This window comes from Psychrobacter sp. JCM 18902 (assembly GCF_904846615.1).
Lineage (GTDB): Bacteria > Pseudomonadota > Gammaproteobacteria > Pseudomonadales > Moraxellaceae > Psychrobacter.
Genome location: NZ_CAJHBK010000001.1, coordinates 709,601 through 722,312, shown reverse-complemented (window position 1 = coordinate 722,312; position 12,712 = coordinate 709,601). Strand labels below are relative to the sequence as shown.

Below are 12,712 nucleotides of genomic sequence, written 5' to 3'. Positions count from 1 at the left end.
TTTATATAAAAAAATAGATCAATATCAAACAATTCAAGGATTCTTTATAAATTTCTGCTTAATCAGGCATGGCCACTTCTGTTAAGCACGTTTTAAATTTTTGACAACGCTCCGCATAATGCATTGCTGATAATTTCAACATCGCTGCTTGCTCATCTGTCAATGTTTTCACCACTTTGGCTGGTGCGCCCATCACTAAAGAATTGTCCGGAATAACTTTGCCTTCGGTGACCAAAGCTTTGGCACCAATAATGCAATTTTTACCAATTTTGGCATTGTTCAATACCACTGCCCCAATCCCAATTAAGCTATTGTCACCAACTTCGCAGCCGTGCAGCATCGCTAAATGACCAATGGTGACATAGTTGCCGATTTTGACCTCAATGCCTGCATCAGTATGAATGACGCTGTTTTCTTGCACATTACTATAATCGCCGATATGAATGCGTTCATTGTCACCGCGAATCACTGCCCCAAACCACACGTTAGCTTGATGACCCAAATAGACATCACCTATCACTCGTGCTGAGTCTGCGACCCAACCATTAAAAGGTACCGCGAATTCGGGCACCTTGTCTAAATATTGATAAATCATAACGGCTCCTTGTTATATTAATAGTAATGAAATAGGTCAATCATGAAAAATAATCCTAAAAACCAATCATGAAAACCAGATATCTCGATTTGCTGTCCATTGTGGCAAAGCCAAAAGGGAAAATCCAGCGCTATTAACGGCTAATAATTAAAGGCATACTTTCAATCTAAAAATCGGCTGGCTATCTGCGGGCAGATTGTATATAATGCGCAAAATCTGTGCCTAAGCGAGCGGACATGATGCAAGTTACCTATTCACTATCTAGTGGGTTTTGTAGTTTCCATCAATAATGTCTTCTCGCTTTTTTGTGGAAAAATTTTGGGTTTAGGTGTTTTTTAGTATCCATTAATAGCAATTTTTGCGATACAAAAAGCCGCGTTCAATCCAAAATTTCATCATGGAAATCATGGCACTCACTAATAACAGCGGAGGCAAACCTTGAATTCATCGGCAGAAATACAAGCAATTTTGGCATTAGCAGACGGTACGATTTTTCGCGGTGTGAGTATCGGCAGTCTCGGTCATCGTGTCGGTGAGGTGGTGTTTAATACAGCCATGACAGGGTACCAAGAAATCCTAACCGACCCAAGTTATGCGCGCCAGCTGGTCACCCTAACCTATCCGCACATCGGTAATACTGGTACCAATAGCGAGGACACTGAGTCTGGCAATGGTCATCAAGTATGGGCCGACGGTCTTATCATCCGTGATGCAACGATGGTCACCTCAAACTTCCGTAACTCAGAATCATTAAGCGACTATTTATCACGTAACGATACCGTTGCAATCGCTGAGATTGATACCCGTCAATTGACCCGCCTATTACGTGATAAAGGCGCACAAAATGGCTGTATTATGACCGCCTCAGACGGCGAGACTATCAGCGCTGCTGACGAGCAACAAGCCATCAAATTGGCACAAGAGTTTGCTGGTATCGAAGGCATGGATCTGGCAAAAGAATGCTGTACTAAAGAGACGTTCGAATGGACAGCAGGTACGTGGGATTTATCAGATACCCTACTTAACCGTGCTGCCATTGGCAGTCATGATAGCGGTACCGGTGGCTTCTTTAAGCAGTTGGGCACGCATGTTGACTCAAAATATAACGTGGTTGCCTACGATTTCGGTAGCAAAACCAATATCTTGCGTATGCTGGTTGACCGCGGCTGTCATGTAACCGTCGTTCCTGCACAAACGCCTATCGCAGATGTGCTGGCGATGAACCCAGATGGTATCTTTTTATCAAACGGTCCTGGCGACCCTGCAGCCTGCGACTATGCTATCGATGCCGTACGTCATATCATTGAAAAAACTGATGTGCCAACCTTTGGCATCTGTTTAGGTCATCAGCTGATTGGTCTAGCTAGCGGCGCAAACACCATTAAAATGAAAACCGGTCATCACGGCGCCAACCATCCAGTTCAAGACTTAGCAGCTGGCACGGTTATGATTACCAGTCAGAACCATGGTTTCGCGGTTGATGAAGACACACTGCCTGCTAATGTTAAATCTACCCATCGCTCATTATTCGATGGTACCAACCAAGGTATCGAGCTGACCAACAAGCCAGTCTTTAGCTTCCAAGGTCACCCAGAAGCCAGCCCTGGTCCACATGACTGCGCGCCACTGTTTGATAAGTTTGCAGATATGATGGCAAAGGCTAAAGCTTAATCAGCTTTTAAGTATCAGTCATTAGCAAACAGTAAGTATTCGTTATACAGCTTAGATCACGCATGATGGTTTAAGCTAAGCCACGCAAAATATCGTTTTATTAAAGTGTTGTTTTATTAAAATATAGCACTGTTCAAATACGATTTTAGCCGAATATAAATCAATTAAAATATCATACTAACGAAGGTAGCCCTAACTATGCCAAAACGTATCGACATAAAAAGCATTCTTATCATAGGCGCAGGTCCTATCGTCATCGGTCAAGCATGTGAGTTTGATTATTCGGGTGCACAGGCCTGTAAAGCGCTAAAAGAAGAAGGCTATCGCGTCATCTTGGTCAACTCAAACCCTGCGACCATCATGACTGACCCTACCATGGCGGACGCGACTTATATTGAGCCAATTACTTGGCAGACCGTTGAGCAAATCATTGCTAAAGAACGTCCTGACGCGATCTTACCAACGATGGGCGGACAGACGGCGCTAAACTGCGCATTAGATCTAGATAAGCATGGCGTACTGACCAAGTACAACTGCGAATTGATTGGCGCGACCAAAGACTCTATCGAAATGGCAGAAGATCGCAACTTGTTCGATAAAGCAATGAAGCGTATCGGTCTTGAGTGTCCACGAGCTGAAACCGCTGAAACTATGGAAGAAGCCTTTGCGACCCAAGAAAAAATGGGCTATCCGTGTATCATTCGTCCGTCGTTCACCATGGGCGGTTCAGGCGGCGGTATCGCGTATAATCGCGACGAATTTATCGAGATTTGTGAGCGTGGTTTTGACTTATCACCAAACCATCAATTGCTCATCGATGAATCGTTAATCGGTTGGAAAGAATACGAGATGGAAGTGGTTCGTGACAAAAACGACAACTGCATCATCATCTGTGCGATTGAGAACTTTGATCCAATGGGTGTACATACAGGCGACTCAATCACGGTTGCACCAGCACAAACCTTGACGGATAAAGAATATCAAATCATGCGTAATGCCTCATTGGCAGTATTGCGTGAGATTGGTGTAGAAACCGGCGGCTCAAACGTTCAGTTCGGTATTAACCCTGATACGGGTCGCATGGTTGTCATCGAGATGAACCCACGTGTATCACGCTCGTCTGCCCTAGCCTCAAAAGCGACGGGCTTCCCGATTGCTAAAATCGCGGCAAAATTAGCCATTGGTTATACGCTTGATGAATTGCAAAATGACATTACAGGTGGCAAAACGCCAGCCAGCTTTGAGCCTGCACTTGATTATGTCGTGACCAAAATTCCACGTTTTAACTTTGAAAAGTTCCCACAAGCAGATAGTGTTTTATCAACCCAAATGAAATCGGTTGGTGAAGTGATGGCGATTGGTCGTAACTTCCAAGAGTCGATGCAAAAAGCATTACGTGGTATGGAAACTGGCAATGATGGTTTTGATGAGCAAATTGACTTATCGAAAGTTAGCATTGAAAAGGCACGTAGCGAAATCACCAATCGCTTAACCATCCCAACGCCTGAACGCATTTATTATATTGCGGATGCTTTCCGTGTCGGTATGAGCGTCGATGAAGTATTCAACTTAACCAAAATCGATCCATGGTTCTTGGTACAAATCGAAGATATCGTGAAAACTGAAGCACAAGTTAAAGCGTTAGGTTTTGGTGGTTTAACTGAGAAGAACTTACGCAGCTTTAAACGTAAAGGTTTATCAGATTTGCGTTTAGCAAAACTCCTTGGTGTCTCACAAAAGCAACTACGTAAAAAGCGCTGGGACTTAAACGTCTATCCAGTCTATAAACGCGTCGATACCTGTGCAGCAGAATTTGCCACCAGCACCGCTTATATGTACTCAACCTACGATAGCGAATGCGAAGCCAACCCAACAAATAACAAGAAAATTATGGTTATCGGTGGCGGCCCTAATCGTATCGGTCAAGGTATCGAGTTTGACTATTGCTGTGTACACGCAGCCCTTGCTATGCGCGAAGACGGCTACGAGACCATCATGGTCAACTGTAACCCTGAAACGGTTTCAACCGATTATGACACCTCAGACCGTCTGTATTTTGAGCCAATCACCTTAGAAGATGTACTTGAAATCGTCCGTATCGAAAATCCTGATGGTGTGATTGTGCAGTTTGGTGGTCAAACACCATTGAAACTAGCCCGTGCCCTTGAAGCTGCTGGTGTCAAAATCATCGGTACTAGCCCTGATGCAATTGACCGCGCAGAAGACCGCGAACGCTTCCAACATATGATTCAGCAATTGAATCTTATCCAACCAACCAATGCTTTAGCCACTAGCTTAGAAGATGGTTTGGTCAAGGCAAAAGACGTTGGCTATCCGCTGGTAGTACGCCCATCATATGTACTTGGTGGTCGCGCGATGGAAATCGTCTATAACGAAGACGAGCTAAGACACTACTTGCGTACGGCGGTACAAGCATCAAACGAAGCGCCTGTCCTACTAGACCGCTTCTTAGACGATGCGATCGAAGTCGATGTTGACTGCGTTAGCGACGGTAAAGACGTCGTGATTGGCGGTATCATGCAGCATATCGAACAAGCTGGCGTGCACTCTGGTGACTCAGCCTGTTCATTGCCACCTTACTCATTGTCTGATGAGCTGTGCGATGTGATGCGCGCGCAAACGGTCGCCATGGCAAAAGAGCTTGGTGTTGTCGGCTTAATGAACGTACAGTTTGCCGTAAAAGGTGAAACGATTTATATCTTAGAAGTGAACCCTCGCGCTGCCCGTACCGTGCCGTTTGTCTCTAAATGTATCGGTACTTCTTTAGCGCAAATCGCGGCACGCTGCATGGCTGGCACCTCACTAAAAGACCAAGGCTTTACCACTGAAATCGTTCCAGCATTTTTCGCGGTCAAAGAAGCAGTATTCCCATTTGCTAAATTCCCTGGTGTTGATCCAATCTTGAGCCCTGAGATGAAATCAACGGGTGAAGTGATGGGCGTCGGTAAAACCTTTGGCGAAGCATTCTACAAAGCCATTATCGGTAGCAATGAGCGTCTGCCAGGTCTACCGACCGAAGGCGAAACTAAAACTGTCTTTATCTCAGTACGTGATAGTGACAAAGCACAAATCGCCCCTATCGCTCGCCAGCTTGTTGACTTTGGTTTTAACATTGTATCAACCACTGGTACACAAAAAATATTGAGCGATGCCGGTATTGAGTGCAAGCAAATCAATAAAGTTACCGAAGGTCGCCCGCACATCGTCGATGCCTTGAAAAATGGTAAAATCGACCTTATTATCAATACCACTGAAGGCAAACAGGCACAAGAGGATTCATTCTCTATCCGCCGTAGCGCCCTGCAAGGTAAAGTATTTTATGTGACGACTTTAGGGGCGGCAGACGCGGTTTGTAAATCTTATGCCATTGACCTACCGTTTGAGGTCTATAAGCTACAAGATTTGCACGAACAAGCAAAGACTATTGCTTAGCTCTATTGACTTAGCAGCATAATTTCAGTAGATTAAGCATAACGGCAACGCTCGTTTAACAGCGGATGCAAAACTTGTTATCGATTTTCATATAACAATAGGGCTTTAAAAAAACGTACGGCTTAAAAAAGCAGTACTTTAAAAAAATAAAGTTTTAAAAAGATAGACCTAAAAAGCATAGTGGCTAAACTGCGACTATGCTTTTTATTACGTAAGGTTAAAGTGCCTTGTTTGTCAGTGTATCCATGCTCACAGATAAGCGCGTGTTTAGTTGTTACGCAGTCTAAACCTCATTCTTTTTATATCTTCACATACTCATTGCAACAACACTGACACCATCTCACTATTCACTAAGAGTAGGAGATGGTGTGGTGTTATTGGTTTAAGGAAAAAACATGCAACGTTATCCCATGACTCCGCAAGGACATGCGGCTCTAGAAGCCGAATTAAAACAGTTAAAAAGTATCGACCGTCCACGCATCACTGCTTCTATCGCTGAAGCCCGTGAACACGGCGATTTGAAAGAAAATGCTGAATATCATGCTGCTCGTGAGCAGCAAGGTTTTTGTGAAGCGCGTATCCGTGATATCGAAGCCAAACTTGGCGGCGCGCAAGTGATTGATCCTGCAACATTACCAAAAGATGGTCGTGTGATATTCGGCGTGAGCGTCGTTATCGAAAACATGGACACCGGAGAAGAAAAACAATACAAAATCGTTGGTGATGACGAAGCAGACTTTAAAGCGGGTAAAATCTCAGTCAATTCACCGATCGCACGTGGTTTGATTGGTAAGTCTGAAGGCGATGAAGCACGTATTGAAACGCCAAAAGGCGTGGTCGAATACGAAATCATGAAAGTGATTTACGATTAATTTTCCTGATTTGATAAATATCTGGATAGAAAGCCTTTAATAGCAATTCTTTGATAGGTAATTCTTTGATAAATAAAAAGCTTTTGATGACAGCAGTATTTTAACGCGAATCAGCTGGAAATTTGCTTAGCAAATGAGCTTAGAAAGCAGTACACAACCTCATTATGAATAGAGCAGAAGTTACACAACGCTGCTTTTTTAGTCTGTTTGTTTTAGCGCATAATTGCTCGAGTATAAATGCTGAGCCTTGTGACTATTACAAATGTCTTATTACAAGTGTCTCATTATAAGCATTAGACATCAGTGCTTAGCAACTGACTAAAATAATGATGGAGAGATAGCGAACGTTGGCTATCATTAGTATCTTTACCCTCGTTATTTGACATGGTTTACATGCTCATTTGACGGGGGTTTTTCTTTTCTAGGTGTTGTTTTCTAAGCGTTATTTTTTACGCTTTGCTTTCTGCTACTACATTAGCGGCTTTATTTACTGTTATTTTAAAGGAATCTATTATGACCATACACATCGATATGCCAGCGTTACTGACTATAAATAAGAAGACGTTTACCCAGCACGGCCTCGTCAAAAAAAGCGTGTTAAGCACTGCTATTCCAACAATTTTAGCAGGCGCTTTATTGACAGTATCTACCGCACATGCTGCGCCTGAAATCGCCATCACTTCGTCTGCTGGTAGTAGCACTACCGTCGTTGAGCAGTATTCTGACGGTAAAACCGCGACCATTACAGCGACACCGAACGGCATCACTATGCAAGACGGCATGCCTTATGCGGTGACTCAAGTAACTAACGTTCCACGCTATACGGTTCGCCAAGTCGCCAGTAATGGTGCGAGCAATACGGTCGTTACCCAAGGCAGCACCACGGTTACGAGCGTACCTGTGACTAACCAGATGACCAATCAAACAAGCAAGGTTGATGTCATAGCTGTGCCGACGACTAGCGTGACGCAAGTATTGCCTGTGACGACGGCTACCCAATTGCCAGTCATCAATACGCCAACGACAACCGTAGTGACGAACCAACCTGCAACGACGCAAATAGTATCTACGTCTTTAGATGCTCTGCAACTGACCCCGACCTTTAGTACGCCTGACGTGGTGAATGCACAAACCAAAGTGATGAAAATATTAAAAAACAAAGATGGTCGCGAAGTGGCTGTACCTGCGAACCATATCGCACCTGGCGACATCATCGAATACCACACCACTTATACCAATACCACGGCACAACCCGTCACTGACATCAATGCCATGGTGTCACTGCCAAATGGTGTGCAATTGGTATCATTGAATAGCCCACTACCAACGCTTGCGACAACAGGCGGCGACAGTTATCAGACTATCCAACAAGTTGGCAACACTGTAGTCATTACAGAAAATTACTCTGGACTCAAATGGAACTTGGTAGATCTTCCTGCTAACGCACCGCAAACGGTTGTTATACGTGCGAAGGTTCAGTAAAAATTAGATTTTAAAGTTTAGATTTGAAAATATTGTTATTTAGTAAATCTTAAAATTAATAAAAGGTCTTGCCGGCTAATTTCCTAGTCAGCAAGACCTTTTTGATGAGTGTACCTTATTCCTTAACAACCAACCTTTTGCTATAGTGCTATTAACTCAAAACAAATATCTGGTCATTATTTCCATGTATAAATTTACTCCTCTCTATTCATTGGTTTTTATTATTTATAGCTGTATTTTTAGTTCTATATCTTGGGCTGAGGCTGCCGAACCAGAATTTGACGCTAGCTTTTATATGTCGAAAATTTGTACTGCATATATGAGTAAAGACGGTTATGAGTATTGCGATGATGGTTATATCCTTAAAAGCGAAACGTTAAATAATGGCGAAGTAATAGAAACCATGCTTATGAATGGAATAGGTCATTACGGCTGGAACCATACTTCGCTCAAAAAAATCGATAAAGATACTTATCATGTCTATATCGGCTGTGGTAGTCCGTGCGGTGCTAACATGCTATTTGGTCGTGGCGGCAAGGAGCAATACTTTGGCCGTTATTTTGCCTTTGACCTAAACAGTCGATGTAGCGTTGCATATAACCATGACAAACAGTTATGGATGGCTAGCCGATTTTTTTCAGATAGAGAAATTGCTTTGCCTTCAACCTATGACCCTGATGCTTTTGCAGCTTACCCCAAGTACAATGTTGAGTTTGATAAAAAAGGAAGTCTTATTGTCAAAGAATACTTCTCAGAAGAAGTGGTTCAAACTTTACCTAATCCTTGTAATTCTCGTTAACCCTAAAAACACATGATTTTGATAATAACGGGCGACAACCGTTGTCGTTTACCTTCTTAATTTTAGCCATAAATACAATGACTTAACGCTAATTTTGTTAAAATAGTCTTTCATTACTGCATTGGTAAATACCGCTTATGGCAACCATCAATTATGAACGACTACAGGGCAAACTCAACATCTTAGCGGATGCTGCTAAGTATGACGTCTCTTGCTCTTCTTCCGCTGGTACGCGCAAAAACCAAGGCGGTGGTCTAGGCGATGCCTCAGCGACAGGTATCTGCCATAGCTATACCGAAGATGGCCGCTGTGTCAGTCTACTCAAAATCCTGCTAACCAATCATTGTATTTATGATTGTGCTTACTGTACCTCACGCAAAAGCAATGATACGCCACGCGCCGCTTTTAGCGTCGAAGAAGTGGTTGATTTGACCATGCAGTTTTATCGCCGTAACTATATCGAAGGACTATTTCTCAGCTCAGGGATTTTTAAAAGTGGTGACTATACGATGGAGCGGCTGGTCGAAGTTGCTAAGATATTGCGTACCCGTGAGCGCTTCAATGGCTATATCCATTTAAAGACCATTCCCGGTGCTTCAAAAGAGCTGTTGTTAGAAGCGGGATTATACGCCGATCGCCTTAGCGTAAATATCGAAATTCCAACGATATCTGGCTTGACTTTACTCGCCCCAGAGAAGTCGCATGATGAATTAAAAGCACCGATGGAAACGGTTAAAACTGAAATTATTACGATCAAAGAGAGCCGTAAAACCCATAAGAAAGCGCCGAAATTTGTACCAGCAGGTCAGACCAGCCAAATGATTGTTGGCGCGAGTAACGAGACTGACTTGCAAGTAATTCAGTTATCGAGTCATTTTTATAAACAGTACGATCTTAAGCGCGTTTACTACTCTGGCTATGTACCGATGTTGTCCGACAGTCGCCTGCCAGCGATTGGAACGCCCGTGCCGATGATACGTGAAAATCGCCTTTATCAAGCGGACTGGCTGATGCGTTTTTATGGTTTTGGCGCGCATGAAATCGTTGAACCTGACTCGCCATTTTTGGATTTGGACTGCGACCCAAAGCTTGCTTGGGCAATCCGCCACCGTGAGCACTTTCCAGTGAATATTCAAACCGCAAGCTATGAGATGATTGTGCGTATCCCGGGCATTGGTACTAAGACGGCTAAAAAAATAGTAAAGGCGCGCAAGTTTAATCAGTTGACACTTTATCATCTAAAAAAAATGGGCGCGGCGGTCAATCGCGCCAAATACTTTATCGCAACGACGGGTAAAAACGAACATTTAGCGCATTTAACGCGTGATAACTTCCGGCAATATGTATTGGCACAGACGCAGACCAAGTACAAAGACCAGCGTAATGGGCAACTGGCTTTGTTTTAAATAGCACTGTTGTAATTAGCATTGTTTCAATAATTACTATTATAAATAGGAGTGTAGATGTCACAACTGCTGCAAAGCCACGACTATACTGTCGGTCACTTAACACCCAGCATCGTGCTTTATGAGCCAAGTTTTGAGGGTTGGCTGAGTGCGGTATTTTATGTCTATGCCAATAAACTGCAAAACGATGATTCTCTACAGTTAATCGCCCAAGACTGCTATGTACCTTCATTAATCGCACAAGCGACTAGCGTTACTACTGATGAAGACAATGCCGAACGCGTACTCACCAAGCTGCATAAGTTATTAGGTCGTTCAGGTATGCGCAATTTACTTTGGGGGTTTTTGTCGGAAAAAGATAGTATTGGTAGTACATTGTTTCAAGTGGTCAAATATGCCATTGACTACCCTAGCCGCCATATTATGGAAGACTTGGGTAATCTCAATGTCTTAGAGCTGGTGCAAACTGTCAAATCGGTCGGTCGTGAGAAACATCGTATGGAAGCCTTTGTACGTTTTGAGCATACCACTGACGATATCTATTTTGCGCGAGTGGAGCCTGATTTTAATGTCTTGCCTTTGATTGGTGAGCATTTTCGGCAGCGCTACCAAGACCAACACTGGGCGATTTATGATTTATCCCGTGGCTATGGCATTTATTATGACAAGAGCCAAAGCACGCCTAAACGCCCCGCTGCCCTGCAAACCATCACTGATTTAGATAATACCGTGCTGCGCAATCCTGCCAGTATTCATAGCGAGGATGAGCAGCGCTATCAAAAATTTTGGCAAGGTTACTTTACCAACGTCAACATCAAAGAGCGTAAAAACCCACGTTTGCATAAGCAATACTTGCCGCAGCGCTATTGGAAATACTTAAGCGAAAAACAAATACTGCCCAATGCTGAGCATTTACAGAAACGTCGCTAATGACTTTTATCCTTCGATTCAAGCCTTTATGCCTATCTCTCTTAGAAACTCGACCATATAACCTTATCTTTTTATCTTGATGGTTGAGTTTTGGCGGCTTTTAACTGACAATAGCCACTTGTTATTATCAACTGGTCACCAATGCCATTATGAAAGTTATGCGCTTATTATCGTCTTTAAAGCATGATGAATCCGAGCGCGGTATTTTTCATCTTGGACGCGCATTGGTCAAAAATGGCCATACCTCCATCATCGTCTCTAGCGCCGATGAAGATAATGATCTGGTCAAACGCCTCAAGCGTGATGGCAATAACTACCATCAGCTACACATGAATAAAAAGTCTTGGCTGTCGTTACTACAAGTCACGGCGCTGCGGCGTTTAATTGAAGAGTACGATCCTGACGTGATCCATGTGCATTCACGCACACCTGCATGGATACTGCATTTGGCATTGCGCCGCGCCCGCGTCAAGCGGATACCAAAGCTAGTGTCAACCATGTATGGTTTTTATCCGATCAATAAATACTCTCAAGCCCTACTCGATGTCGATACCATCATTACCGTCTCCGATAGTGTGACCAATTATCTAAAAAAAGGCCTGCGCCGAGAAGATGCAGACCCTAAAGTCATCAAACGCATCTACCGTGGTATCGATACGCGCCGCTATCCTTATCGTCATAATCCGTCTGTTTATTGGTTACGGCATACTTTTGCTGAGTATCCTGAGCTTGAGCATAAAAAATGGCTGGTATTTCCAACTATTATTGGTAACGAATATGGTCAGGAATGGCTGATTGATATTTTGGGCAACTTGCAAGAGCAGTTCCCTAACATCCACGTCATTATCATGGATGATGATTATAGAGATGGTGACGTCGCGCACGAAGATTTCCGCCAACGCACTAATACATTAGGGTTGGCTGATCGAATTACTTATGTAGGTAGCAAACGTAATGACATGCGTGAATGGCTCTCAGCCGCCAATATCGTGATGGCGCTTGCGAATGAGCCTGAATCAATCGGCATCAACGCCTTACAAGCGATTCATTTAGGTACGCCCGTTATTGGTTGGGATCAGGCCGCATTTAGTGAGATTTTACAACCGCTATATCCTCAAGGGCTGGTCAAAAAATACAATGCCAATGCGCTATGTAAAGCCGTGAGAAATCAATTAGAAAGCATCACACGCCCTGAAATGACCAATAAATTCACCATGCGTGAGATGATTGAAGAAACCCTCGCTGTCTATCAGGGTTTATACGACGACTCGCTCGCAGAGGAACAAGCTGCAAGCGATGCCGCTGCTGTCAAAAGAATTAACAAGACGCTGAAAAAATCCTCTAAACCTACTAGTAAGAAGCCTGAGTCTGCTTATGTCGCGCTTGCACCAGCCGATAAACAAACTAAAGTAAAGCTTATCAAAGAAAAACCTAAAGCGATGAGTCCCTTAAATCCGCTTACTGACTCAGAAACGCTTCAAAATCATAAAGACCTGTAAGCCTA

Annotated in this window: 9 protein-coding genes; 8 read left to right on the top strand and 1 reads right to left on the bottom strand. The window is 43.5% G+C overall.

What is annotated here, in order from left to right:
• Positions 1–58 precede the first annotated feature (58 nt).
• The gene (locus tag JMY05_RS02980) at positions 59–595 is read right to left on the bottom strand and encodes a gamma carbonic anhydrase family protein (RefSeq protein WP_045445506.1); all 537 of its coding nucleotides are present in this window, start codon (positions 593–595) and stop codon (positions 59–61) included.
• 438 nt (positions 596–1,033) lie between these two features.
• Here JMY05_RS02980 and carA point away from each other — a divergent pair, with 438 nt between their 5' ends.
• The 8 genes from carA (at position 1,034) to JMY05_RS02940 (ending at position 12,707) form a co-directional block, all read left to right on the top strand.
• Positions 1,034–2,266 (top strand): glutamine-hydrolyzing carbamoyl-phosphate synthase small subunit, encoded by a 1,233-nt coding sequence (carA, locus tag JMY05_RS02975; protein ID WP_201614131.1) that lies wholly within the window; start codon positions 1,034–1,036, stop codon positions 2,264–2,266.
• A 198-nt stretch (positions 2,267–2,464) separates the two neighbouring features.
• The gene (carB, locus tag JMY05_RS02970; protein ID WP_201614130.1) at positions 2,465–5,719 is read left to right on the top strand and encodes a carbamoyl-phosphate synthase large subunit; all 3,255 of its coding nucleotides are present in this window, start codon (positions 2,465–2,467) and stop codon (positions 5,717–5,719) included.
• 395 nt (positions 5,720–6,114) lie between these two features.
• Complete coding sequence (gene greA, locus JMY05_RS02965; RefSeq protein ID WP_045445504.1) at positions 6,115–6,591, top strand: transcription elongation factor GreA; 477 nt, start codon at positions 6,115–6,117, stop codon at positions 6,589–6,591.
• A 513-nt stretch (positions 6,592–7,104) separates the two neighbouring features.
• A complete protein-coding gene (locus JMY05_RS02960) occupies positions 7,105–8,073 on the top strand; it encodes a hypothetical protein (RefSeq protein ID WP_227678088.1) in 969 nt (322 codons plus the stop codon).
• Between the two features lie 184 nt (positions 8,074–8,257).
• A complete protein-coding gene (locus tag JMY05_RS02955; RefSeq protein WP_201614129.1) occupies positions 8,258–8,872 on the top strand; it encodes a hypothetical protein in 615 nt (204 codons plus the stop codon).
• 137 nt (positions 8,873–9,009) lie between these two features.
• Positions 9,010–10,278: a putative DNA modification/repair radical SAM protein gene (locus JMY05_RS02950; RefSeq protein ID WP_201614128.1), complete on the top strand. Its 1,269-nt coding sequence runs from the start codon at positions 9,010–9,012 to the stop codon at positions 10,276–10,278.
• 57 nt (positions 10,279–10,335) lie between these two features.
• Complete coding sequence (locus JMY05_RS02945; RefSeq protein ID WP_045445499.1) at positions 10,336–11,208, top strand: TIGR03915 family putative DNA repair protein; 873 nt, start codon at positions 10,336–10,338, stop codon at positions 11,206–11,208.
• Positions 11,209–11,357: 149 nt separating this feature from the next.
• Entirely contained in the window at positions 11,358–12,707 is a 1,350-nt protein-coding gene (locus JMY05_RS02940) for a glycosyltransferase (protein WP_227678087.1), read from the top strand.
• Positions 12,708–12,712: the final 5 nt, after the last annotated feature.

What these genes read in the sequence shown, in the direction of transcription:
- JMY05_RS02980 (WP_045445506.1), bottom strand. Translation starts at nt 595, where the DNA reads ATGATTTATCAATATTTAGACAAGGTGCCCGAATTCGCGGTACCTTTT.
- carB (WP_201614130.1), top strand. Translation starts at nt 2,465, where the DNA reads ATGCCAAAACGTATCGACATAAAAAGCATTCTTATCATAGGCGCAGGT.
- greA (WP_045445504.1), top strand. Translation starts at nt 6,115, where the DNA reads ATGCAACGTTATCCCATGACTCCGCAAGGACATGCGGCTCTAGAAGCC.
- JMY05_RS02960 (WP_227678088.1), top strand. Translation starts at nt 7,105, where the DNA reads ATGACCATACACATCGATATGCCAGCGTTACTGACTATAAATAAGAAG.
- JMY05_RS02955 (WP_201614129.1), top strand. Translation starts at nt 8,258, where the DNA reads ATGTATAAATTTACTCCTCTCTATTCATTGGTTTTTATTATTTATAGC.
- JMY05_RS02950 (WP_201614128.1), top strand. Translation starts at nt 9,010, where the DNA reads ATGGCAACCATCAATTATGAACGACTACAGGGCAAACTCAACATCTTA.
- JMY05_RS02945 (WP_045445499.1), top strand. Translation starts at nt 10,336, where the DNA reads ATGTCACAACTGCTGCAAAGCCACGACTATACTGTCGGTCACTTAACA.
- JMY05_RS02940 (WP_227678087.1), top strand. Translation starts at nt 11,358, where the DNA reads ATGAAAGTTATGCGCTTATTATCGTCTTTAAAGCATGATGAATCCGAG.